Consider the following 23,263-nt stretch of genomic DNA (forward strand, 5'->3'; position numbering starts at 1 on the left):
CCGGCAGGATCACTGCGTACGGATCGACTCGATCATCCGGGTGGCGTGCTGGTCACCGTGACCGGCGGCGATCTGCTCGTCGAGCATCGTCGCGACGGCCGATAGGACGCCGGGCCTGACACCGGCGTCCTCTCCCGCCTGGACGATCGTGCCCACCGCGGTCCTGGTGAACACCAGATCCTGCACGTCCGTCGCGTACTCGCTCGAGTCGATCAGCTCCGCCGCTCGTGGCAGTGATCCGGCCATCGCCCGCAGCCACGACTGGAGCGTGTCCGCGAACTCGGCAGCCTTCACGCCGGCGCTGCCGACCATCGCGTACGCCTGGTACGCACCGGCGAACATCGCATACATCGCTGCCAGCATGGCGAGGTCCTGCAGTGCGGCCATCCCGGCGTCGTCGCCCAGGTATTGAGCCGATCCCAGCAGGCCGAGCGCCTCGCGATGGTTCCGGTAGACGTCGGCGTCGCCGCTGTACAGCAACGAAGCCGCCGGCGTACCGATCATCGACGGAATCGCCATTATGCCGCCGTCGAGGTAGCCGATCCCGTGATCGGCCGCCCAGTCGGCCATCGCGCGCGCCTCATCGGGCGTACCCGTTGTGAGGTTCACGATCGACCTACCCGCCAAGACCGGCGCCTCGCGCTCGAGTGACGCCCGAGCATTCGCATAGTCGCGTACGCACACGATCGAGAGCCTGCTCGACGTCACTGCACCATGGAACGAGTTGGCCTCCCGCGCACCCGCGGCGACTAGTGCTTCGGCACGTCCCGGCGATCGGTTCCACACCGTCGTCGGATAGCCCTCCTCGAGCAGCCGGGCGGCGAGCGCGCGGCCCATCTCGCCGAGGCCGACGACTGTCACGGCTGTCGCGCTCATGCCGCTTCTTCCTCGACCCGTGGGGATTTGATCATCTCGATCAGGCTGGTCCAGCCCTGACCTCCTCGTCCGTCGGCGAGTGCTCGGCGGTAGAGATCCCGAACGGCTGCAGGGAGCCCTGGGTCGATGCCGGCTTCCTCACTCGCCCTGGTGATGTGGTCGATGCCGGCGGCCATCATCGTGAGGCTTGCTCCCTGGTCTACGTACTCGCGACGGTCGATCTCGCCGGCCACGCCGTCCATGAAGTACGGCATCTCACTCACGAGCCGGCTTGCGTACGGAAGGAACTCCTCTGCAGTGACCCCTGCGGACCCGACCAATGCGACCGCATGCTGGATGCTCGCCAACATCGTCATGAACAGGTCGAGCTGCGCTTGGTACCACAGTTGCGCGAGGCCCGGACTCTCGCCGCGGTAGTCGACCTTGCTCAGCACCTCAAGCGTCGAGCGATGTCGATCGACGAGAGCCACGGGCCCGCTGTAGAAGGTGTATGCGCCATCCTTGCCGACTAGTTCTGCCGGCACCATGATGCCGCCAGTGATGAAGCCGGCGCCGCGCTCCCCAGCCCATTCGGATGCACGTTGGGCCTCGCTCGGCGTGTCCGAACTGAGGTTGACCAGCGTCTTATCGACGAGCTGATCGGTCGCGGCACCGAGAAGGTCGTACATCGCCTGATAGTGCGTGAGGCTCAAGACGATGACGTCCGAGGCCGCGAGCGCGTCTGATGCCGAATCGGCCTGCCTCGCGCCGGAGCGTACGAGTTCGTCGGCCTTGCCGGGTGTGCGGTTGAACACCGTCGTCGGGTGACCTGCGTCGATGAAGGTGCGTGCCATGGCCTGGCCCATCGGGCCGAGTCCGATCACGGTAACGGGCGTACGAGACATGCGAATGTCCTTGTCTGGCTGGAAAGTGACGTTCGTGAGCGCCGGGTCGGCGCCTACAACAAGCGTGCACCGGCGCACTACAACGCACCAGTACCTACTTTGAAGTCAGGTACTTACCTAGAAGTCAGTAAAGTGGGCTCATGCACAAGCAACCGCGCCCGTACGTCTGCGGGATCGACGCCGCGATCGATGTCGTCGGCGGCAAATGGAAAGTGCTCATCCTGTGGGCGCTCAACGAAGACACCCAACGTTTCGGTGAGCTTCGGCGAATGGTTCCGGGGATCACCGAGAAGATGCTGATCCAGCAGCTGCGCGAGCTCGAGGCCGACGGTGTCGTGCACCGCGAGGTGTACCCCGAGGTACCACCGAAGGTCGAGTACTCCCTGACCGACTTCGGCACATCGCTCAACGACGCGCTCGGGCCGCTCGGCGCCTGGGGTCGCGAGCACATGGAGCGGATCGTCGCGACGAAGGCCCTCTCTGCAACCTGATATACCATATTTCGCGGAGGTGGTACGTGTGGTCGACAGCGCAACTCGACGCGCGTGGGCAGAGCACCTCGGCGTGGACACCGGCTCCATCGATCCGGACGCACTTCGCCGCGAACTGGCTTCGGGCACCATCCCGGGCGCGCTCGCCGAAGCCGCAGCGCACTCCGACGGCACGATCGCGGTCGGCTCCGAGCGCCTCACGTACGTCCAGCTGCACGAGCGGGTGACACGCACGGCCAGCTCCCTCGCCAGCCATGGCATCGGGAGCGGAGATCGAGTCGTCATCAGCGCACCGACGTCGATGCCGTTCATCGTCGCCTACCTCGCCGTCCTGCACCTCGGAGCGACCGTCGTCCTCGCGAACCCCACCTACACCCAGTCCGAGCTCGACGGGCTCATCGAACGCTCGAGCGCCCGTTTGCTCGTCACCGATGCACCGCCGAGCACTCCGACCGCGGTGGCCGCTCTCGCCGACCTCCAGACCTTCACTCAACCGCCGCATCCGGGTGCTGACATCGCAAGCGACGACCTCGCCCTACTCGCGTACACGTCGGGAACCACCGGTACGCCCAAGGGCGTGCCGCTGACCCACGGCGCCGTGCTGGCTTCCATCCGGGGCGCCATGCTCGCCTGGCGTTGGAGCGCAGACGACGTGCTGGTCCACGCGCTGCCGATGTTCCATCAGCACGGTTTGAGCGCATTACACGCATCTCTCGCCGCCGGTTCCAGCCTCTCCGTGCTGACGAGCTTCGACCCGCACGAGTTGCTCGCAACCATTGAGCACGAGCGCGCGTCCGTCATGTTCGCGGTCCCGAGTATCCATCAGCGCCTCGCCGACCTCGACTCACCCGAGCTCCGGGCGTTGCGCAGACTGCGGTTGATCACCTCGGGCTCTTCCCCGCTCTCGCCAGAGCTCGCTGAGCGGCTTCACACCCGAGCCGGAATCCGGCCGCTCGAACGCTACGGGCTGACCGAGTCGGGTCTTGATGTGTCCAACATGTACGGAGATCCCGTGACCGGCTCAGTCGGCCGCCCGCTCCCGGGCGTTGAGGTCGCGCTGTGCTCACCGCTCGGGGAGTTCGTCGGCGAAGGCGAAATCGTGCTCCGCGGCCCTCAGGTGTTCCGCGGCTACCTCGACGACGAGGGCGCAACCTCTGCGGCGTTCTGGCCGGGCGGCTGGTTCCGCACCGGAGACCTGGGGCGCTGGGACGATGACGGCCGGCTGACGATCACCGGGCGGTTGAAGGAGCTGATCATCACCGGCGGAATGAACGTTGCCCCACGCGAGGTCGAGATCGTCGTCGAAGCGCATCCGGGCGTCGAGGAGGCAGCCGTCGCGGGCGTACCCAGCGACCGATGGGGCGAGGAGGTCACCGCTTGGGTGGTAGCCAAGCCCGGACTCGACCTCGACCCGGCGTCACTGGTCGAACACTGTCGTACGCGGCTGGCCGCGTACAAGTGCCCGAAGCGGGTGATCGTGGTCGATGCACTTCCCCGCAACTCCATGGGCAAGCTCGTCCGCGCGGAGTTGGTGACCTCGTGACGGAGACCTTCGTACCCGGCGACCGCGTCGAGGCGGCAACCCGGGAGCAGTACGCGTCCTGGATGCAGCACGGCATTTCGCTCGCGGAGACGCTGACCGCCGAGACACCCGACGACTCCTGGCCGCAGCCGCCCGATGCCGCGGTTGATTGGGCCGCCTGGCCGCCCGGCGAGGTCGCCGACTCCCGCATCGATGAGGCGCTCGCACAGGGCTGGCTGGTCGCCGCGGTGGAGAGATCCGGCGACGGACTTCCGATGGCCGTCAAGGACATCATCGATGTCGCCGGAGTGCCGACGCACAACGGAACACCGTGCGCGCAACACCGAGAGCCGACGAGTTCGGCGCCCGTGTGGTCCGCACTCGAACGCGCGGGTGCGAGATGTGTCGGCAAGGCCGCCACGCACGAGATGGCGTGGGGCATCACCACCCCGCAGATCGCGAATCCGCTCGACGCGCATCGCATCGCCGGTGGGTCGTCCGGCGGATCCGCCGCGTGCGTCGCCGCCGGTGCCGCGACCGCCGCTCTTGGCACCGACACCGGCGGATCGGTACGTGTACCTGCCGCTCTGTGCGGCGTCGTCGGCTTTCGGCCGACGACCGGGTCCGTGTCGACCGCCGGGGTCACGCCTATCTGCCCCGAGCAAGATGTCGTCGGACCGATCGCGGCCGACGTACGTACCTGTGTTGCCGCGCTCGAGCGACTCCTCGAGCGTCCCCTGACGCCGGCCGATCCCGATCCGCTACACGGCGTACGCGTCGGCGTACTCGCTCGTCCTGGCCGACTCGACCCCTGCGTCGAGCACGCGTACGGCGCCGCACTCGAGACGCTCGTTCGCGCCGGCGCGACGCTCGTGGAGTGCGAGACGAAGCTGCCGCGCACGGCGGCAAGCGTTTCGCTGCTGACGATGCTGCGATCGTCGGCGCTTCTTCATGCGGAGTCCGTACGCGAGGCGCCGACCGCGTACGGCTCGGAGGCGCGGGCATTGCTCACCCTCGGCACGCCGCTCGCTGCGCACGGCGAACTCGTCGAGAGAGCCCGCCGGTCGGTGGCCGCCGCGACGGCGACACTGTTCCGGCAGGAGCGCCTCGATGCGTTCATCACTCCGACAACCCCGTGCACCGCCCCGCGTCGCGGTGTCGAGACCACTGACGTCGGCGGCCGCGCCGAACCCGTTTCGGCTGCCCTGGTCCGCTACACGGGATGGGCACCGGTCACCGCCATGCCCGCGGTCAGCGTTCCGGTGGGCGCCGGGCGACTACCCGTGGGCGTACAGGTGATGGCGCCACCACACCACGAAGCGACGTGCGTACGTCTCGCGCTCGCTCTGGAGCGTTCGCCCGCCGCACGCTGAGCGGACCGACTCTCGTACGGTTCTCCCGACAACGCACGCGGACTCGGTCGCGCCGCGACATTTGGTATATCAAATTGTCCGCAAGCAGTTGACTGTGACCCGGATCTCGTGTCTGATGAGATTTGATATACCACGGGGCTGGAGAAAGGTTCCACCGTGAAGAATCCCCGGGCCTGGTGGCTCGTACTCGTCGCAATCATCATCGTGCTCTGCTATGTCGTCCCGTACACGCTCCTGAGCGAGGTCGACGAGTGGTACGGCAGCTTCCTGTTCTGGACCCTCGCGACCGCCGTCGTCGTCGGCGTCAACGCGATCGTCAGCTCGGCGTGGAGGGATTGACATGGACGCCACCTACATCTGGACCGGCATCGTCATCTACATCGTCTTCGCGAGCGTGACCGCTTGGCTGTCGCGATCGCGCGACGGCAGCGAGTCGAGCATGACCGGCTACTTCCTCGGCAACCGCGGCATGGGCGGGTTCCTGTCGGCGATGAGCTACAGCGCCACGACGTACAGCGCGTTCATGCTGATCGGGCTCGCCGGCCTCACCTACTCGGGCGGCGTCGGCGCCCTCGGCTTCGAGCTCATCTACCTGTGCGGGGTCACCCTCGTGCTGATCTTCGGTCCGCGCTTCTGGCTCGCCGGCAAGGAGTTCGGGTACGTAACGCCATCGGAGATGCTCGGCCACCGCTACCAGAATCGCGCTGTTGCCGTGGTGACCGCGCTGACCAGCTGCATATTCTTGATCCCGTACTCGGCGGTTCAGCTCGCCGGAGTCGGCTACCTGCTCAACGGCATGTCCGACGGGGCGATCTCCTTCACGGCCGGAACGGTGCTCGCGACCGTGCTCGCCATCGCGTTCGCACTCGTCGCCGGGCTGCGCTCGGTCGTGTGGACCGACTCCCTGCAGGCGATCATCATGATCATCAGCGCGACGATCGTGGTGATCGTGGTGATCAACCACCTGGGCGGCATCGGCGGCTTCTTCGACGGCATCACCGAGGCGAGCCCCGGTGCTCTCACCGTGCCCGGCAACGGCTTCTTCAGCCTGAGCACCTTCATCGGTCTCACGCTCCCATGGATCTTCTTCAGCATCTCCAACCCACAGGTCAGTCAGCGGCTCTACACCCCGAAGTCGATGAAGGACCTGCGGGTGATGCTGATCGGCTTCATGATCTTCGGGTTCATCTACACGCTCGTCGCCGTGACGTGGGGCTTCGCCGCACTTATCGAGAACCCCGGACTCGAGACCGGCGACCTCGCAACGCCGACGCTGCTGGCCTCCGACATCGTGCCGACCGCACTCGGCGTGATCGTGATGGTCGGCATCATGGCAGCGGCCGTCTCGACGATCGACTCGATCCTGCTCACGCTGTCGTCGATGGTCACCCGCGACGTGTTCGCACAGGCGAAGCCGACCGCGTCCGATTCGCAGCAGCTGGCCGTCGGCAAGATCGTGATTCCGGTGATCGCCGTCCTCGCGTACCTGTTCGCGCGGTTGGAGCTCGACCTGATCGCGGTTCTGTCCGTATCCGCGTCTGCCGGCCTGCTGGTGATGGTGCCGCCGATCATCGGCACCTTCTTCTGGCGGCGCGGCACGGCCGCGGGCGTACTGGCCGGAGTGATCTGCGGCGGCATCGTCGTTGCCGTACTGGAGTACACCAAGTCCGAAGTGATCACCGGCGGCCCCCTGAACGAGATGGGCAAACTGTTCGGTCAGGACTCCGGTGTCTGGGGACTGATCGTCTCGGTCGTTCTGTTCGTCGGCGTCAGTCTGGTCACCAAGGCTCCGACAGAACGCGCCGACCACTTCCTGTCGTTCGTGAGTACGAAGCTGAAGGAGCGGCAGGCCGTGTGACCCGAACTCGCCCCGTGGGCACCCCGTGCGTACGTTTCGGTCCCGACTGATGAGGTGTCGTCGCCGAAGCGTACGGCCCACGGGGCGTTCGGGCGCCCTCAGCCGACCACCGGCCGGTAACGCACCAGCTGTGACCCGGTCGGCGTGGTCTTCGCGGAGATCAGCTCGAGCGTCTTGTCGGTCACGTTGTCGAAGAGTCGGTGTCCGGAGCCGGCGACGTACGGCGTGATGAGGAGCCGTACTTCGTCCACGAGGTCTTCGCGTAGCAAGGCCGTTGCCAAGGTGATGCTGCCGCCGACCATGACATCTCCGGCGATGTCCGAGGTACGAAGCGGCGCAACCCGCTCGGCCAACGATGCGTTCGGATCACCGAGCACCTCGGCGCCCTCCCAGTGCGGCTCGAGTGGTGTGGAGGTGACGACGTACTTCGGGACCGAGTTGATCTTGCGCGCGAACGCATCGTCGGCGGAGCCTTCGTACGCCGGCCAGTAGGCCGCCCAGTCGTTGTACTGATTCCGCCCGAAAAGGCTCACCTCCCAGGTCGACAGCTGATCCGCGAGATCGGCGGCCATATCGTCGTCCCAGTTGCGCATGAACTTGTCCGGCGCCTCGACGACACCATCGGCGGTGGAGAACAGGCTGACTACGATCTTGCCCATCGCGGGCACCTCCCAGAAGCTCTTGGCTGACTACCGGGACCGTAGAGGAGCAACGCGGGTCATGTCGTGTACAGAAGCGACAAGGGCAGCTGGTCGGATGAGCCGAGATCGGTCGGGGTGCGTCCGATGAACCTGCGCAGGGACCGATGCAGATGCGGTGTGTCGTAGAAGCCGAGCCGGTCGATCGTGTCTGTTGACGACCAACCATCACGCAGCAGGATCGCCGCGGTACGCGCACGGTCCATCTGCCGTGCAGTGCCCCGGGTGATTCCCGTGACGGCGAGGAATCGGCGTTGGACCGTGCGGCCGGATACGTGCGGAGTAAGGCCGTTGACGACCTCGGCGACCAATGGATCGCGTCGTACGACCCCTTCCCGCGCCAGCGCTCGTACGAACGCCTCGACGTTGTCGTAGTCCGGGTGTCGCCAGTGGCCTCCGGCCAGATAGAACGACCGGGCAGTGACATCGGGGATCGTGATCTCGCCGTCGAGAAGTCTCGGACCCGTCGGCAGCTGCGGGAGATAGGTACCGAGCGCGAAGTCGATGCCGAAGAAGGTGGCCTCCGTCGGAAGAGGTGCCAGGCGGGCCATCGACTCGGGCCCGGTCACGGCCGCGCCGAGCTCACCGCGCTCGCTCCAGAAGACGAGACCGTAGCGAGGCGTTGCGACCGACAGCATCTTGGCGACGGTGTGGCTTCGACTCCGCCATACGCGTTCGATATGTGGCGAGTCAGAGGCGCGGTGCTCGACCTCGAGGCCGCGTTGCACGGTACGTTCCGGCTGCATCGAACACGTACCGCCAAACCGTGACTCAGTGGGCGATCTCGGACTCTAGGTGCTTCGACCCCATGATGTGCATACGCGTGATGTCTGCTGCGGCCTGAGCATCGCCCGACGCCAGCGCCTCGATCAACGCCGCATGTTGCTCGGTGGACTCCTGATGGGTGCGCGCCACCTGTGGCCCGTCCGGCATCGCCTGCCACAACAACCGCATCATGGACAGCAGCATCGGCGAAGCCGCGGCCTGATAGATGGTGAAGTGGAACTCGCGGTTGAGTACGCCGTAGCGCGAGTCGTTCTCAGGAAGGCCGATCATCTCGTCGTTCAGCGCGCGCAGTGCGTTGAGTTGGTCTTCGGTGATCGCCTTGGCGGCGAGCCGGGCGCCGAGTGGCTCGAGCGCCGCGCGAATCTGCGAGTTGTCTTCGACCACGCCGCTGCGCGACTCCGAGACCGTCGCACCTCGGTGTGGGTCGTTGGCGACGAGGCCCTCGGACTCCAGACGGCGCAGCGCCTCTCGTACCGGCGTCTGGCTGACTCCGAACCGGGTGGCGAGATCGCGTTGACGCAGTGGCTCGGACGGCGAAAGCTCGCCGGAGATGATCAACTCACGGAGCATCGCACAGACGATGTCGCTCTTGGAGGAGTACTGCATCGGCGTGAGTCCCCCGATGGCGCCCATGGTCCGATCGCCTCCTCTCCCGCTGGATTCACTCATCCTAGTGCCCCGTCTCGTCGTTGCCGTGGTTCGAGCGATTCTTTTCGCCTCGCCGTAGGTACTCGACCACTGCCCCTGGTGTGATCGGTAGCTCGCCGATCGACGGTAGCCCGACGGCGTCGCTGACCGCACTCGCAATCGCCGCGCCCGCGCCCGTGAGGCCACCTTCGCCTGCTCCGCGTACGCCCAGCGGGTTGGTGGTGGCAGGAGAGTCTTCGCATACGACGAGATCCGTCACGGGTATCTCGGACGCTGTCGGCATCAGGTAGTCCATGAACGTCGTCGCCTGCGGCTGACCCGCGTCGTCGTAGCGGAACTGCTCGAACAGCGCACCGCCGACACCCTGCGCGACACCGCCTCGAAGCTGGCCCTCGACGAGGGTGGGGTTGACGGCGCGTCCGACCTCGTACGCGACCAAGTAGTGCAGCACCTCGACTCCCCCGGTGCCCTCGTCGACCTCGACAACGCAGATATGCGCGCCGTACGGATACGTCATGTGGTCGACGCTGAAGCGGTGTCGCGCAGACAACCCCGCCGGCTCGTCCGCTTTCAGCCAGCGGCTGCCCGGCTGCGCCGCCCGCCACACGTCGGCGAGCGGTACGGAGTTCGTCGCGGCGCCTCGTACCCGGACCTCGCCGGCAGCGACTTCGACGTCTGCGGGAGCCACCTCCATCATCCGCGCGCCGAGATCGCGTGCGCGGGCCGCAACCTCTTGGCCGGCGCCGCGCACTGCGCTTCCGGCCACGACGGTCGACCGACTCGCCCACGAACCCGTGCCGTAAGGCTGGAGCAGGGTGTCGCCGTTGACGACGTCGACGCGGTCGATGCTCACGCCGAACTCGTCAGCCACGATCTGCGCGAGCACCGTCTCTATCCCCTGGCCCAACGAAGTGCCGCCCGAGTGCACGCGGACGCGGCCGGTGCTCGTGATCTCGACGTCGGCCGTGTCGTGCGGGCCGAGTCCGCTCTTCTCCAAGAACATCGAGACGCCCATGCCGACCCGACGCCCGGCGGCGCGTGCATCAGCGACCAGCCCTGGCCAGCCGAGCTCGTCGGCACTCACGAGAGCGCGTTCGAGTAGGCCCGGATAGTCTCCTGCATCGAGCACCACCTCGGTGCCCAGCGTGCTCATCGACCTGGTGTGCGGGAGCTCTTCGGACGTCAACAGATTGCGGCGCCGTAGCTCGACCCGGTCGATGCCCAGCTCGGCAGCGGCCCGGTCGAACAGTTGCTCACGCGCGGTCGTGCCCTCGAATCGTCCCGGTGCGCGATAGGTGCCGCACGGCGTCTTGTTCGTGAGCGCGACCCGTACCCGCCCTTCGTACGCGGGGACCCGGTACGGACCCGGCAGCATGGCAAGCGTCAACTCGGGGACGATCACGCCGTGCGTTCGTACGTAGGCACCGTTGTCATGACGTACGTCGTCGCGAAGGCCGAGCAGTCGACCGTCGGCGTCGAACGCCGCTTCGATGCGATGCCGCTGCTCGCGCGAGTGGTTCACGGCGACCAGGTGCTCGGCGCGGTCTTCGACCCAGGCAACGGGCCGGCGGAGGCGGACAGCGAGCCAGGGTACGAGGAAGTCCTCCGGGTAGAACTCTCCTCGTACGCCGAACCCACCTCCCGCATCGACGGCGTGCATGCGGATCGAGCTCTGGTCGACGTCGAGCAGCTCGGCGAGCACCTGCCGGTTGAACACCGGGACCTTGGTCGCACCGAACACGTCGAGTGCGCCCGTCGCCGGGTGATACTCGACGGTCAGAGCGCGCGGCTCCATCGGCACCGCGGTGTGCCGGCCGATGGTCACCTCGGTCGACACGATCTTCTCGGCCGCTGCAAAGGCGGAATCGATGTCGCCGAAGCCGAGCGAGAGGGCATCGGCGACCGGAGCACGCTCGTCGTCGGCGTCGAGGACGACCTCGCGCTCCGAGATCTCAAAGTCGACCAGCTCCGCGGCATCTTCGGCGAGGTACGCCGACTCGGCGACAACGGCTGCGATCGGCTCGCCGACATAGCGCACCGTCTCGCGAGCCAGTACGGGCTGCAGATACTCGGTCAGGTCTGCGTCACCGACATCGAGACGTACCGGGATGCGCAGGTCGGAAGGCAGGTCATCGGCCGTCACCACGTCGATGACGCCCGGCAACTCCAGCGCCGCGGTGGTGTCGAGCTCGCCGAGCACACCATGCGCGATCGGCGAGCGGACGATGCGGACATGCACCGTACGCGCCGGGCGTACGTCTGCGCCGAAGCGACCCGCACCGACCAGGAGCCGGTGGTCCTCCTTACGCGGCGTACGAAGCCCGATCTGCTCGGTCATGCCTGACGCTGCTCCCCGCGTGCCGCAGCGACCTCGACCACGGCGTCGACGATGCCCTGGTAGCCGGTGCAGCGGCAGAGGTTCGCGGAGACCACTTCGCGTACTTCTTCGGGATCTCCGGCGGGTTCGGTCGCGAGGTACGCCTCGGAGAGCATCAGGAAGCCCGGCGTGCAGAAGCCACACTGCAGGCCGTGATGTCGGCTGAAGGCCTGCTGCAGATCGCTGAGCTCGCCGTCCTCGGCGAGCGACTCGACCGTAGTCACCTCCGCGCCATCGGCTTGGACACCGAAGACGAGACAGGCCCGTACGGGTTCGCCGTCGAGCAGCACCGTGCAAGCACCGCAGATGCCGTGCTCGCAACCGAGGTGAGTTCCGGTCAGCCCGAGGTCGTCGCGCAGCGTGTCGGCGAGGGTCTTACGCGACTCCAGCAGTAGCTCGTGTTCGCGTCCGTTGACGGTGATCGTCACCAGTTGACGGTCGATCATGGGGCCTCCTGCTTCGTTCTGGTCGCGCTGTCGTCGACGGCGGATCCGCTCAAGATGTGCAACAGGTCGGCCGGGCGTACGGGCACATGGTCGATGTCGGCGCCGTACGCACGGAGTGCGTCGTTGAGTGCGGACACCACCGTGGCGGGTGCCCCGATCGTGCCGCCCTCGCCCATGCCCTTCGCACCCGTCTCGGTCTGGTCGCACGGGGTCTCGAGGTGGTGGACGGCGATCGGCGGGATCTCGCTGGCGGTCGGCACCAAGTAGTCCATGAATGTGCCCGCGAGCGGCTGGCCTTCGGGTGAGTAGACGAGCTCCTCGTACAACGCCGACGCGATGCCCTGCGCAACCCCGCCACGTACCTGGCCATCGACGATCATCGGGTTGACGACGACTCCGCAGTCTTCGACGACGATGTAGTCGACGACCCGCGCGTCGCCGGTGCCGGGGTCGACCTCGACGAGCGCGGCATGTGCGGCGTTCGAGAACATGCCCGGCGGATCGGCAGCGCCGCGCGCCTCTAGGAGCTGCTCGTCGTTGTTGTGCAGCTCGTGTGCGCGGAAGTGCACGGTCGCCGCGATCTGCTCGATCGGCAGCGCCGCGTCGGGAGCTCCCCGCACCTCGGCTCGTCCCTCGACGAGCTCGATATCTGCGGGATCGGCCTCGAGCAGCTCGCCGGCGATCTGCTTCAGCTTGTCGCCGAGCCGGCGCGCCGCCACCGCCGCGGAGCCACCACCGATCACCAGTGACCGGCTGCCGAACGTACCCCAGCCGAAGCTGACGAGGTCGGTGTCTCCTTGCCGCAGCTTGACCCGATCGGGACTAATACCGAGCCGATCCGCGACGATCTGCGCGAACGTCGTCTCATGGCCTTGGCCATGGCCACAGGTGCCGCTGGTGACGGTCACCTCGCCAGAGGCGTCCATTCGTACGTGCGACACCTCGAAACCGGGCGTCATCTGCATCTTGCGCATGCCCATGGTCGGCGTGCCGTACGCGGTGCGCTCGGAGAAGTTCGCGATGCCGATGCCCCGGATGAGCCCGTCGTCGGTCGTGCCGCGACGCTCCCACCACCCGGCCTTGCCGACCTCTTCGACGAGGCGGTCGAGCGACTCGACGTACGAACCCGGTTCATAGGTGATGCCGTTGGGACCGGTGTACGGGAACTCCTCGGCGTGGACGGTGTTGCGGCGCCGGATCTCGACCCGGTCGATACCGAGACGCCTTGCTGCCTTGTCCATCAGGCGTTCCATGACCAGTACGATCTGCGGCCGTGAGACTCCGCGGTACGGTGCCGTCGGCGGCTTGTTCGTCGCGACGCCGCGGGCGCGCGCGGCGTACCGGCCGACCTTGTAGACCCCCGGCAGCTCGGTGGCGGCCATCAGCGGCTCGACGCCACAACTGAACGGATACGCGGAGTACGCGCCGATATTGCAGCGGATGTCGGCGTCGACACCTACCAAGGTGCCGTCGTCGTTGAAACCGGCTCGTACGCGGTACTCCTGCTCGCGTCCGTGGAACGCGGCCGTGAGGTTCTCCTGCCGATCCTCGCTCCAGCGCACAGCGTGACCGAGGCGTTGCGACGCGGCCGCGACCACGACCTCCTCGCGGCCGACGACGCATTTGAGCCCGAAACCGCCGCCGACGTCGGGAGCAATCACGCGCACGCGACGCTCTGGGAGACCGAGTGCCTGTGCGACTCCGCTGCGTACCTGATGCGGCACCTGGGTGGATACGTGGAGCACAAGCTGGTCGTCGCGCTCGTGGAGTCGCGCATGGCAGGCGCGCCCTTCCATCGGAGCCGCGGTGACCCGTCCGCTGGTGATGGTCTCCTCGAGGACGAGTGACGCGCGGTCGAACTCGTCCTCGAGGAAGTCATCGGCGAACATCTGCAGGTCGACCAGCACGCTGTCCGGCGCTTCGTCATGTGGCGACGGCCCGCCCGAGTCGACATCGGCGATCGACAACACCGCCTTCGCCTCCTCGAAATCGCAGAACACCAGGTCAGCTGCGTCTTCGGCCAGGTAGCGGGTCTCGGCGATCACGACCGCAACCGGCTCGCTTGCGTACCGAATGCGGTCGAACGCAAGCAACGGCATCTCGGTGGCGATGAACTCCTCGCGTTCGAGTGCCGCGGTGAGCTGGGGCCGACCGAGGTCGTCGGCGGTCAGCACCGCCTGGACGCCGGGCATCGCCAGCGCCTCGGTCGCGTCGATCGACAGCAGCCTGCCCGCCGCGATTGGCGAGCGTACGAAGGCGGCGTGGTACGCATGCGGGTCGGCGATGTCGTCGACGAACTGCCCGGAGCCGCGGAGCATCCGCGGATCCTCGCGCCGCGGCAGCCGGTTGCCCACCCACTGCTTCGTGGTCGGGCGGGTCGGGCTGGTCACGGCGCGCTCCCGGCGTACGCCTCCGCGAACGCGCGTGCCGTGAGCGTCTCGACGAGATGTCTGCGGTAGTTGTCATCGCCATGCACGTCGCTGCTCGGCCGGATCGAGGCAGCAGCGCACCGAGCAGCCTCCGCCCAGGTGGCCTCGGTCGGTGCCGCGCCCTCAACGATCGCCTCGGCCTCGGCGACACGTAGCGGCTCCGTGCCGACTCCGCCGAGGACGACACCGACGTCGCGGCATTTGCCGTCGGCGACATCGAATGCAACGGCAGCCGCGGCGATCGCGAAGTCTCCGCGACGACGGGCGTACTCGGTGAGGGCGCCGTACGGGCGCGGCCGGTTGAAGCGCGTCTCGATCAGCATCTCGGTCGGCTCGGCGGCCGTGGTGAGGAAGCCGGTGAACCAGTCGGCGCTGGTGACCCGCCGAGTGCCGTTCGTACCCTTGACGACGACATCGGCGTCGAACAGCCGCGCCAGGATGCACCATTCCGCAGTGGGGTCGGAGTGCGCGATGCTGCCGCCGACGGTTCCGCGGGAGCGGATCGGGTAATGACCGATCCAACGGGCTGCGCGTGGGAGTAGGTCGAACCCGTCGCGTACGTCGGCCGACCGGTCCGTTTCGAGGGTTCGGTGCCGGGTGAGTGCCCCGACGCACAGCGCGTCACCGTCGCGCCGGATGTAGTCGAGCCCGCCGACCCGGTTGATGTCGACGAGGGCGCTCGGCCGGGCCAACCGGAAGTTGAGCATCGGAGCGAGGGACTGGCCACCGGCGAGGATCTTGGCGTCATCGCCGAGTTCGGTCAGTAGCTCGACGACCTCGTCGGGCGTGTACGCCCGGTGGTACTCGAACGGCGCTGGTTTCACGTCTCACCTCTTCGGACGACCGATGATATACCATATCGCAGAGCCTGGACGGAGGACAGCGTGAGCGATCTTCGCATCGATCGACCTACCGAGTTCGGCGGCGCGATCCGCGTCCTGATCGACCGCCCCGATCGGCGCAACGCACTCACCTACGAGACCGTCCGCCACCTGTACGACGTGCTCGGCGACGACACCACGAACGTACTCGTCCTCGGCAGCTCGACCCCGGGAATCTTCAGCTCGGGCGCGGACCTCGATACCGATGACACGACCCGTGCCCGGCTATCGGATCTCCTGTACGCCTGCTACCTGCGCATGGTCACCCGACCGGGCGTGGTGGTCGCGGTCGTCGACGGCGCGGCCGTCGGCGGCGGCGCACAGCTGTCGACCGCCGCCGATCTGCGAATCGCCTCCGACCGAGCGCGCTGGCGGTGGGTCGGCCCGGGACACGGGCTCGCTGTGGGTGCGTGGATCCTGCCCGACCTGGTCGGCCGGTCGTACGGACTCGATCTGGCCCTCACCGGAAGCTGGCTCGGCGCCGACGACGCGGTACGCGCCGGCCTCGTCGGCCGCCTCCACGACGACCCGTGGGGGCGTACAGAGGAGATCGTGTCGCGACTTGCGTCGGCAGACGCCGCGGCGCTCGCCCGAGTCAAACAGGTCGCCACCAGGCCGCAGCTGCTGTCGGCACTCAGCACCGAGCGCGAGCGGAACCGGGCGGCGTGGTCCGGCCGTGCCCCGCGTTCCGGACCGAACTCTTGACGCCGTCGCGCAATCGGTATTTGATATACCAAAGCTCGAGGAGGAATCGATGGACCTCAACCTGACCGATAAGGTCGCCTTCGTCACCGGCGCCAGCAAGGGAATTGGGCGCGACGTCGCCGCACAGCTCGCGGCCGAGGGCTGCGACGTGGTGATCACCGCGCGAGGCCAGGAGGACCTCGAGAAGACCGCGGCCGATCTCTCCGCGCAGACCGGCCGCAAGGTCGTCGCCAAAGCAGGCGATATGAGCCAGGCCGATGACGTCGACCGCTGCGTACGCGCCGCGCTCGATGAGTTCGGGCGGATCGACATCCTCGTCACCTGCGCCGGCAGCTCGCCGGGCGGACTCCTGGAGGAGCTCACCGAAGAGCAGTGGATGCAGAGCCTGAACCTCAAGTTCATGGGGTACGTACGCACCGTTCGCTCGGTCGTACCCCATATGGTCGAGCGCGGCTCCGGCTCGATCGTGCTCGTCGTCGGCAACGACGGGCTGAAGCCGAGCTACTGGGAGATGACCGCCGGCGCAGCGAACGCCGCGGACCTCAACTTCGCTTCATCGATCGCCGACCAGTACGGCCCGCAGGGCGTACGCGTCAACACGGTCAACCCCGGCCCCGTCGACACCGACCGCTGGGACGGCCTGGAGAAGGCCTTCGCCCGCGACATGGGCGTCGACCAGGCTGAGGCGCGGCGACGCGCCGAGGACTCCATTCCGTTCGGGCGGATCACTCGACCCGATGAGGTTGCGGCACTCGTGACCTTCCTGGCGTCCGACATCGCGGCCAGCGTGCACGGCGCACATGTGCCGATCGACGGCGCCCAGCGCAAGGCGCTGATGGAGCGCAGCCGGGGATGAAGCTCACGAACGCGTTCCGCATCGAGCGGCCCGCGTCCGAGGTCTTCGACGCATTCCTCGACGTCGAGCGGGTCGCGACCTGCATGCCGGGTGCTCGACTCACCGGGCACCCAGCAGACGACACGTACGAAGGCGAGGTCTCCGTCAAGGTCGGTCCGCTCGGCGTCTCGTACGCGGGTCAGCTACGCGTACTCGAGGTCGACGACGACCAACGCCGGCTCACGATGCGGGCGAAGGGACGCGAGCAACGCGGTGCCGGCAATGCCGACGCGTACATCGTGGCGCACGTACGCGATGACGGCGACGGCACTCTGGTCGAGATCGACACCGAGCTGAACATCCGCGGCAAGGTCGCGCAGTTCGGCCGCGGTGTCATCGGCGAGGTCACCGACGGCGTGATGCAGACGTTCGCCGGCAACGTCGCCGATCTTCTTGCCGGCAGGCGCGAGTCCGCTGCCGCGACGAGCGACGCGCAGGCCGAGCCGGCGACCGCGCAGCCCGAGCAGAGCCTCGACGCGTGGAGCATTCTCGTTCGGCCGATGCTGCAACGCCATGCTGGCCAGATCACGACGGTCGTTTGCGCCGGAGTAGCCGCCTATGTCGGCGCGCGCATCGGCGCACGCCGCCGCTGACAGGAGGATCCATGCCCTACGCCCGTACCGACGATGATGTCGCGCTTTACTACGAGGACACCGGCACCGGTGATGCGATCGTCTTCCTGCATGAGTTCGCAGGCGACCACCGCACGTGGGAGCAGCAGGTCCGCCGCTTCTCGCGTACGTATCGCTGCTTGGTGCCCGCGGCGCGCGGCTACCCGCCGTCCGATGTTCCGACGGACCCGGAGGCGTACAGCCAGCAGCGCGCGGTCGCCGATGTGATCGCCGTTCTCGACGCGGCCGGCGTCGACACCGCTTATGTGGTGGGCAACTCGATGGGTGGGTTCGGCGCATTGCACACCGCGCTGCAGCATCCTTCCCGCGTACGCGGGGCGGTCGTCGCCGGCTGCGGATACGGTGCGCATCCGGACAAGGAGGCGACCTTCCGCGCCGAGTCGGCCAAGATCGCGGAGGCCTTCGAGACAGAGGGCTCGGCGTCGATGTCGACCTGGTACGGCGTCGGGCCGGCACGCGTCCAGTACGAGGCGAAGGACCCCCGCGGCCATGCCGAGCACGTACGCGTACTCGCCGAACACGATCCGGTCGGTGCTGCGAACACGATGCGGGGCGTACAGATGGGCCGCCCGTCGCTGTACGCGATGCGCGATGAGCTCGCCGCGTGCGAGACCCCCGTCCTCGTCATCGCCGGCGACGAGGACGACGGTGCGCTCGAGACCGATCTGATGCTCAAGCGCACGATCCCGCGCTGCGCGCTGGCCATCCTGCCGAAGTCCGGCCACGTGACGAACCTCGAGGAGCCCGAGCTCTTCAACGGCCTACTCGACAAGTTCTTCACCGCCGTCGAACACGACAAATGGGGCGTACGCGACCCGCGTTCGCTATCGGGATCGACAACGGGAGCGAAATAGCCTCCTCCGTCCCCCACACTCCCGCCGAGGTACGGCGTCCGGCCGAAAAACACCCGCTCATGTGGCCGGACGGCGTACCTCGGCGCGTTTGTCGGGGGCGACCGGCGCAACCAATCTGACCGGATCCCTTGCGAAACCGCCGCCGTACGGTCAATATGGACGGCATGTCCAATCCGGGAATGGACGCAGCGTCCAATTCCAACGCGACCGGCTCGGCCAAGAGCCTGGTCAAAGGAATCGCGTTGGTCGACCTCGTCGCCGCCAGCGATGAGCCCCTGCGTCTTGTCGATCTCGTCGAACGCAGCGGCATCCCGCGCCCGACCGCGGTTCGCCTGCTCGACGTCCTCTGCCGGGCGGATGTGCTGCGCTCCGAGGCCGACTCTCGGTACGCCCTCGGCCCCCGAGTCGTCGGCTGGGGTCAAGCGTTCCTGGAGCGGATCGACCTCCAGCAGCACGCGAGCGATCTGATCGAGGAGCTCGTCGAGCTTTCCGGAGAGACCTGCTTCGTCGGCGTTCTCGATCGACGGACCGTGCTCTACATCGCCGCGGTGCACAGCCCACATGCCATTCGCCCCGCCGCACGCGTCGGATCACGGATGCCGCTGCACAGCACCGGGATCGGCAAGGTGCTGTTGGCCGGCCGTACGCACGCAGAGCGCCTCGATCTGCTCGACGAGCCACTCGAGAGCCGCACTCCGAACACCATCACCGATCGCGGCGAACTCCTCGCCCACCTCGATCTCGTCCACGACCGCGGTTTCGCGATCGACGAGATCGAGAACGAAGAAGGGGTGCGATGCGTCGCCGCCCCGATCCACGACCATTCCGGCGCGGTCGCGGCCGCGTTGTCGCTATCGGCCCCGGCGTACCGATTCACGGTCGACGATCTCGACCGTCTCGCACCCGAAGTGCTGCGGATCACCGACCGGATCTCGCACCGCCTCGGCTATCGGCCGACCACAGACTGACCACCGATCAAGGAGTACTCCATGACGAACGCGACCTCGGGCGCGTCCTCCGATGAGAGCTGGCGCGGCAAGGTCGGCTCACTCGGCGAAGACGATGTGAGCCAGTTCCTCGCCGAACCCCAGATCCTTCGGCTCGCCTGCCTCGACCTCAACGGCTGGCCGTACGCGGTGCCCTGCTGGTTCGAGTGGGACGGCGAGTCGTTCTGGGTGGTCCCGCGCGAGAAGTCCGCGTGGGGTCGCTACCTCGCCGCTGACGAGCGCTGCGCGATCACGATCGACGAGGACGGCGCGCAGCGCAAGGTCACCGGCCAGTGCCGGGCGCATCTGGTCGAGGAGCCGAACCTCGGAGGTCAGTGGGTGCCGATCGCAACCCGGATGAGCGTGCGCTATCTCGGAGAGAACGGCCCGAAGTACCTCGAGCCCACGATGAACAAGCCGCGCTGGCTGTTCCGACTGGAGCCGATCAAGCTCAAGACCTGGCAGGGCCAGGACTGGGCCGGGAAGTACAAGTGAGCCGACCGTGAGCCAATTCGATGCGACCGGGCGCGTCGACGTCGATGTGATCGACCTTGCTCGGCGTCTGATCAGCGCGCCGAGCCCGAACCCGCCCGGCGACGAGACCGCGGTCGTACCCGTTGTTACCGAGGCAGCCGACCAGCTCGGCTTGCCAACCGCCGTGACGGTCGCACGCGCCGAGCATCGCCCGAACCTCGTCATCACGCTCGACTTCGGCCCGGGCGGCAGGCACCTCGCCCTGTGCGGCCACATCGACACGAAACCTGTCGGCGACGCTGACTGGAGCGTCGACCCGTACGCCGCCGACATCGACGGCGATCGGCTGTACGGGCTCGGCTCCGGCGATATGAAGGCGGCGATCGCCGCCATGCTGGTGGCCGCCGGGCGCCTGACTCAGTCGCCGCCGGAGCGCGGTCGCCTGTCGATCGTGCTGGCCGCCGACGAGGAGGACGGCGCCTACTACGGAGCGCAGTACCTCGCCGCGCAGCAAGCCGTCCGACCCGACGGCATGGTCATCGGCGAGCCTGGCGGCGTCCAGGACGACTACGACCGGCTGCATCTCGTCAGCCGCGGCATCGCACGGATGCGCGTCGTTGCGAACGGCCGGCAAGGACACTCCAGCCTGTCCGGCCGCGAGGGCGTACGCAACGCCGGTGTCGACGCCGCCCGAGGCGTCACCGCGATCGCCGATGACCTCACGCTCGACATTCCCCACAATGCCGACGGGCTCGCGGGATGGGACGCCACCGTCAACACCGGCCTTCGTACGCAAGGAGGCGTCGGGTTCGGCGTTCTACCTGGTCGGGTCGCTGTCGACACCGAGGTACGCCTCCTCCCGGGGATGCGACGCGAGAAGCTCGTCGCATCGTTCGAGACCGCGCTCGAGCGGGTACGTACGTCGACCGGCGCAGACCTCCGACTCGAGTTCGACGCCCCGCCGAACGACTGGCTCCCACCGGCTCACGTACCTGCCGACGATGCGCTCGCGACGGCGGCCGCGGCGGCCTGCGGCCGCACCTTCGGCACGACTCCGCCGCTCTCGGTCTTCCCTGGCACGACCGATGCGACGTGGTTCGACACGGTGCAAGGGGTGCCGACCCTTCCAGCGCTCGGGCCCGGTCTGCTCGAACGCGCACACGGCGCGGACGAGTGGGTGTCCATCGCCGCCGTACGCAAAACGGTCGAGTTGTACGAATCGCTCGCCCGCGACTACCTCCTGGGAGGTGAGTGACGATGGCCGAGTCTCGAACCGACCGCCTACTGGCACGTGGGCTTGCGATCGTGGCGCCGCTCACCGGTCTGTTGGTCCTCCTCGTACTCGCCGCGGTGACAGCACCGAACTTCTACTCCAGCGCTGTCCTGTCGCTGGTTCTGTACCAGATCGGCCTGATCGGAGTCACCGCTCTCGGGCAGACCTTCGTGCTGCTCGTCGGCGGCATCGATCTCTCGGTCGGCGGCGTCGTCGGGCTGACGACAGTCATCGTCGCGGTCCACTCGGGCGGCTCGGACGACAAGCTCCTGTCGGCAGTCGTGCTTGCCCTCGGCGCCGGATTGCTCGTCGGTGCGCTCAACGCCGCGCTGGTGCTCGCCCGCAACGTTCCACCGTTCGTCGCGACGTTCGCGGTTTTCGTACTCGTCCAGGGCGTCGTCATCGCTTGGACCAAGGGAGCCCCGTCCGGCAACGTGCCGTCCGGGCTCGAGTGGATGGGCACGGGCGACCTCCTCGGCGTACCGACCCCCGCGTGGATCTTCGCGCTGTTCGCCGTCATCGCCTGGGCCGTGCTCTCGCGGGGCACCGCCGGCCGCCGCCTCTATGCGACCGGCGGCAACCGCCGTGCGGCCGAGCTCTCAGGTATTCGTACCTGGACGGTGATCGCGTCCTGCTACGTCTTGTGCTCGCTGCTCGCTGTCGTCGCCGGCCTGATCAATGCCGGCTACATCGGGTACGTCGACGCCCAGCTCTCCCGCACCCTCGACCTCAACTCGATCGCAGCCGCCGTTGTCGGCGGCGTCGCGCTCAGCGGAGGTAAGGGACGCATCGAGCAGACCCTGCTCGGCGTCGTCCTGCTCGGCGTACTGCTCACCTGGCTGGTCCAGGTCGGCGCCGGTGCGGGCGCGCAACTACTGGTTTCGGGGGCCGTCATCTTGTGCGCGGTGTGGATACAACAGCGCGGGGCCGATCTGCCCCTACCTGTCCGCGCGCTCTCGAAGAGAGGAACACCATCATGAGGACGACTGTGTTGTCCGCGCACTCGCGGCGCATCAGCATCGCCGCGGTTGCCGTATCCGCGTTGGTCATCTCGGCCGGCTGTAGCACCGAGCGCGAGGACTCCAGCGGCGGCTCTGCCGGAGCGGGCGAGAAATGCCTGAACTCCGAGAAGGCAAACGCCGAGTACCAGAAGGCCTGGACCACCGCGTCGAAACAGCTCGGCATCGACTCGCTCGAACCCACCGACGAAGAGGTGTGCGAGGTAGACACCTCCGACTACGCCGCCGACCCGAAGCAGGGCGATACGTACCGGATCGCCTTCGCCGCGCAGGGGCCGACGAACTCCTGGGGTCTCACCAGCGAAGAGGCGTTCAAGTACCACGCCGACGAGCTCGGTGTGGAGACGCTGTACGCATCCGCGAACGGCGACGCGAACGCTCAGGTCGACAACGTCCAGCAGCTCACCAGTCAGGATCCCGACGCCATGGTCGTCGTACCGATGGGTGAAGGCATCACCGGTCAGGTCAAGGCCGCCGCCGCGCAGGACATCCCGGTCGTCGTCTGCTCGGGCATCCTCCCGGACGACTCCGGCGCCGTCTCGACGGTCACCCGTCAGTACGACCTCCTCGGCTCGATGTACGCCGAATGGCTCGTGGACAAGATCGGCGGTAAGGGCAAGGTCGCCATGCTCAGCGGTCTCGCGGGCGTCCCCACCGCGGAGTACCAGGCGGCCGCCGCCGAGAAGGTGTTCGAGAAGTACCCCGATGTCGAGGTCGTGACCAAGCAGTACACCAAGTGGTCGCCGAGCGTGGCCAAGAACGTCGCGGCGAACCTCGTCAGCAAGTACCCCGACCTCGACGGCATCTGGTCCGACTCCGGATACGGAGACCTGGGCGTCGTACAGGCGTACGAGGAAGCCGACAAGCCGGTGCCGCCATTGACCGGTGACGCGAGCAACGCATTCCTGAAGGAGGTCAAGGGCAGCGACGTCGAGTTCGCACTTTCGTCCTTCCCTCCCGAGCAGAGCATGGACTGCCTGGACACGGCGATGGACATCCTGAAGGGCAAACCGGTGCTGAACAAGGTCTACATCGACTCACCGAGCTTCACCAACCGCGAGGCCGGCGAGTACGTACGTGAGGAGTGCAGCGACAACCTGCTGATTCCGAGTACGCTCCCGGACCCGCTGCTCGAGAAGCTGAAGCTCTGCTGACC

Annotated in this window: 23 protein-coding genes; 14 read left to right on the forward strand and 9 right to left on the reverse strand. The window is 67.5% G+C overall.

Features of this window, described 5'->3' with window-relative positions; all coding sequences use genetic code 11:
* Positions 1-9 precede the first annotated feature (9 nt).
* The gene (locus tag MU582_21410; GenBank protein UPK74958.1) at positions 10-876 is read right to left on the reverse strand and encodes an NAD(P)-binding domain-containing protein; all 867 of its coding nucleotides are present in this window, start codon (positions 874-876) and stop codon (positions 10-12) included.
* Entirely contained in the window at positions 873-1,760 is an 888-nt protein-coding gene (locus MU582_21415; GenBank protein UPK74959.1) for an NAD(P)-binding domain-containing protein, read from the reverse strand. The genes MU582_21410 and MU582_21415 overlap by 4 nt, the downstream gene beginning before the upstream one ends.
* A 140-nt stretch (positions 1,761-1,900) precedes the next feature.
* On the opposite strand from MU582_21415, the gene MU582_21420 reads away from it, so the two are divergent.
* The 5 genes from MU582_21420 to MU582_21440 all read left to right on the forward strand — a co-directional run bounded on the left by MU582_21420 (position 1,901) and on the right by MU582_21440 (position 7,004).
* The gene (locus MU582_21420; protein UPK74960.1) at positions 1,901-2,251 is read left to right on the forward strand and encodes a helix-turn-helix transcriptional regulator; all 351 of its coding nucleotides are present in this window, start codon (positions 1,901-1,903) and stop codon (positions 2,249-2,251) included.
* 28 nt (positions 2,252-2,279) lie between these two features.
* Entirely contained in the window at positions 2,280-3,794 is a 1,515-nt protein-coding gene (locus MU582_21425) for an AMP-binding protein (protein UPK74961.1), read from the forward strand.
* Complete coding sequence (locus tag MU582_21430) at positions 3,791-5,146, forward strand: amidase (protein ID UPK74962.1); 1,356 nt, start codon at positions 3,791-3,793, stop codon at positions 5,144-5,146. The genes MU582_21425 and MU582_21430 overlap by 4 nt, the downstream gene beginning before the upstream one ends.
* A gap of 156 nt (positions 5,147-5,302) precedes the next feature.
* Positions 5,303-5,485, forward strand: a complete 183-nt coding sequence (locus tag MU582_21435) for a hypothetical protein (protein UPK74963.1) — start codon at positions 5,303-5,305, stop codon at positions 5,483-5,485.
* Position 5,486: 1 nt separating this feature from the next.
* Positions 5,487-7,004 (forward strand): sodium:solute symporter family protein, encoded by a 1,518-nt coding sequence (locus MU582_21440; GenBank protein UPK74964.1) that lies wholly within the window; start codon positions 5,487-5,489, stop codon positions 7,002-7,004.
* 98 nt (positions 7,005-7,102) lie between these two features.
* On the opposite strand, the gene MU582_21445 is transcribed toward MU582_21440, so the two are convergent.
* The 7 genes from MU582_21445 to MU582_21475 are packed head-to-tail and all read right to left on the reverse strand — an operon-like array spanning position 7,103 to position 15,212.
* Complete coding sequence (locus tag MU582_21445) at positions 7,103-7,663, reverse strand: dihydrofolate reductase family protein (GenBank protein ID UPK74965.1); 561 nt, start codon at positions 7,661-7,663, stop codon at positions 7,103-7,105.
* A 59-nt stretch (positions 7,664-7,722) separates the two neighbouring features.
* Positions 7,723-8,448, reverse strand: a complete 726-nt coding sequence (locus MU582_21450; GenBank protein ID UPK74966.1) for a helix-turn-helix domain-containing protein — start codon at positions 8,446-8,448, stop codon at positions 7,723-7,725.
* Positions 8,449-8,473: 25 nt separating this feature from the next.
* On the reverse strand, positions 8,474-9,121 hold the full coding sequence (locus MU582_21455; protein ID UPK74967.1) for a GntR family transcriptional regulator: 648 nt from the start codon (positions 9,119-9,121) through the stop codon (positions 8,474-8,476).
* A gap of 37 nt (positions 9,122-9,158) precedes the next feature.
* Complete coding sequence (locus tag MU582_21460; protein ID UPK74968.1) at positions 9,159-11,474, reverse strand: xanthine dehydrogenase family protein molybdopterin-binding subunit; 2,316 nt, start codon at positions 11,472-11,474, stop codon at positions 9,159-9,161.
* Positions 11,471-11,959 carry a (2Fe-2S)-binding protein gene (locus MU582_21465; protein UPK74969.1) on the reverse strand — a complete coding sequence of 163 codons (489 nt, stop codon included), beginning with the start codon at positions 11,957-11,959 and terminating at the stop codon, positions 11,471-11,473. Before MU582_21465 ends, MU582_21460 begins: the two co-directional genes overlap by 4 nt.
* On the reverse strand, positions 11,956-14,349 hold the full coding sequence (locus MU582_21470; GenBank protein ID UPK74970.1) for a xanthine dehydrogenase family protein molybdopterin-binding subunit: 2,394 nt from the start codon (positions 14,347-14,349) through the stop codon (positions 11,956-11,958). Before MU582_21470 ends, MU582_21465 begins: the two co-directional genes overlap by 4 nt.
* The gene (locus tag MU582_21475) at positions 14,346-15,212 is read right to left on the reverse strand and encodes an FAD binding domain-containing protein (protein ID UPK74971.1); all 867 of its coding nucleotides are present in this window, start codon (positions 15,210-15,212) and stop codon (positions 14,346-14,348) included. Before MU582_21475 ends, MU582_21470 begins: the two co-directional genes overlap by 4 nt.
* 60 nt (positions 15,213-15,272) lie before the next feature.
* On the opposite strand from MU582_21475, the gene MU582_21480 reads away from it, so the two are divergent.
* The 9 genes from MU582_21480 to MU582_21520 all read left to right on the forward strand — a co-directional run bounded on the left by MU582_21480 (position 15,273) and on the right by MU582_21520 (position 23,261).
* Positions 15,273-15,974, forward strand: coding sequence for an enoyl-CoA hydratase/isomerase family protein (locus MU582_21480; protein ID UPK74972.1), 702 nt, complete (start codon positions 15,273-15,275; stop codon positions 15,972-15,974).
* Positions 15,975-16,023: 49 nt separating this feature from the next.
* Complete coding sequence (locus MU582_21485) at positions 16,024-16,830, forward strand: SDR family NAD(P)-dependent oxidoreductase (protein ID UPK74973.1); 807 nt, start codon at positions 16,024-16,026, stop codon at positions 16,828-16,830.
* A complete protein-coding gene (locus MU582_21490) occupies positions 16,827-17,462 on the forward strand; it encodes an SRPBCC family protein (protein ID UPK74974.1) in 636 nt (211 codons plus the stop codon). Before MU582_21485 ends, MU582_21490 begins: the two co-directional genes overlap by 4 nt.
* 11 nt (positions 17,463-17,473) lie before the next feature.
* Entirely contained in the window at positions 17,474-18,355 is an 882-nt protein-coding gene (locus MU582_21495) for an alpha/beta hydrolase (protein UPK74975.1), read from the forward strand.
* Positions 18,356-18,519: 164 nt separating this feature from the next.
* The gene (locus MU582_21500) at positions 18,520-19,323 is read left to right on the forward strand and encodes an IclR family transcriptional regulator (protein ID UPK74976.1); all 804 of its coding nucleotides are present in this window, start codon (positions 18,520-18,522) and stop codon (positions 19,321-19,323) included.
* A 21-nt stretch (positions 19,324-19,344) separates the two neighbouring features.
* Positions 19,345-19,836: a pyridoxamine 5'-phosphate oxidase family protein gene (locus tag MU582_21505; protein UPK74977.1), complete on the forward strand. Its 492-nt coding sequence runs from the start codon at positions 19,345-19,347 to the stop codon at positions 19,834-19,836.
* A 7-nt stretch (positions 19,837-19,843) separates the two neighbouring features.
* Complete coding sequence (locus tag MU582_21510) at positions 19,844-21,070, forward strand: M20 family metallopeptidase (GenBank protein ID UPK74978.1); 1,227 nt, start codon at positions 19,844-19,846, stop codon at positions 21,068-21,070.
* Positions 21,071-21,072: 2 nt separating this feature from the next.
* Positions 21,073-22,068, forward strand: coding sequence for an ABC transporter permease (locus MU582_21515; protein ID UPK74979.1), 996 nt, complete (start codon positions 21,073-21,075; stop codon positions 22,066-22,068).
* Complete coding sequence (locus MU582_21520) at positions 22,065-23,261, forward strand: substrate-binding domain-containing protein (GenBank protein UPK74980.1); 1,197 nt, start codon at positions 22,065-22,067, stop codon at positions 23,259-23,261. Before MU582_21515 ends, MU582_21520 begins: the two co-directional genes overlap by 4 nt.
* The last annotated feature ends 2 nt before the right edge of the window (positions 23,262-23,263 follow it).

Source organism: Nocardioidaceae bacterium SCSIO 66511 (assembly GCA_023100825.1).
Lineage (GTDB): Bacteria > Actinomycetota > Actinomycetes > Propionibacteriales > Nocardioidaceae > Solicola.

What these genes read in the sequence shown, in the direction of transcription:
- MU582_21410 (UPK74958.1), bottom strand. Translation starts at nt 876, where the DNA reads ATGAGCGCGACAGCCGTGACAGTCGTCGGCCTCGGCGAGATGGGCCGC.
- MU582_21415 (UPK74959.1), bottom strand. Translation starts at nt 1,760, where the DNA reads ATGTCTCGTACGCCCGTTACCGTGATCGGACTCGGCCCGATGGGCCAG.
- MU582_21420 (UPK74960.1), top strand. Translation starts at nt 1,901, where the DNA reads ATGCACAAGCAACCGCGCCCGTACGTCTGCGGGATCGACGCCGCGATC.
- MU582_21440 (UPK74964.1), top strand. Translation starts at nt 5,487, where the DNA reads ATGGACGCCACCTACATCTGGACCGGCATCGTCATCTACATCGTCTTC.
- MU582_21445 (UPK74965.1), bottom strand. Translation starts at nt 7,663, where the DNA reads ATGGGCAAGATCGTAGTCAGCCTGTTCTCCACCGCCGATGGTGTCGTC.
- MU582_21450 (UPK74966.1), bottom strand. Translation starts at nt 8,448, where the DNA reads ATGCAGCCGGAACGTACCGTGCAACGCGGCCTCGAGGTCGAGCACCGC.
- MU582_21455 (UPK74967.1), bottom strand. Translation starts at nt 9,121, where the DNA reads ATGGGCGCCATCGGGGGACTCACGCCGATGCAGTACTCCTCCAAGAGC.
- MU582_21460 (UPK74968.1), bottom strand. Translation starts at nt 11,474, where the DNA reads ATGACCGAGCAGATCGGGCTTCGTACGCCGCGTAAGGAGGACCACCGG.
- MU582_21465 (UPK74969.1), bottom strand. Translation starts at nt 11,959, where the DNA reads ATGATCGACCGTCAACTGGTGACGATCACCGTCAACGGACGCGAACAC.
- MU582_21485 (UPK74973.1), top strand. Translation starts at nt 16,024, where the DNA reads ATGGACCTCAACCTGACCGATAAGGTCGCCTTCGTCACCGGCGCCAGC.
- MU582_21490 (UPK74974.1), top strand. Translation starts at nt 16,827, where the DNA reads ATGAAGCTCACGAACGCGTTCCGCATCGAGCGGCCCGCGTCCGAGGTC.
- MU582_21495 (UPK74975.1), top strand. Translation starts at nt 17,474, where the DNA reads ATGCCCTACGCCCGTACCGACGATGATGTCGCGCTTTACTACGAGGAC.
- MU582_21500 (UPK74976.1), top strand. Translation starts at nt 18,520, where the DNA reads ATGTCCAATCCGGGAATGGACGCAGCGTCCAATTCCAACGCGACCGGC.
- MU582_21505 (UPK74977.1), top strand. Translation starts at nt 19,345, where the DNA reads ATGACGAACGCGACCTCGGGCGCGTCCTCCGATGAGAGCTGGCGCGGC.
- MU582_21515 (UPK74979.1), top strand. Translation starts at nt 21,073, where the DNA reads ATGGCCGAGTCTCGAACCGACCGCCTACTGGCACGTGGGCTTGCGATC.
- MU582_21520 (UPK74980.1), top strand. Translation starts at nt 22,065, where the DNA reads ATGAGGACGACTGTGTTGTCCGCGCACTCGCGGCGCATCAGCATCGCC.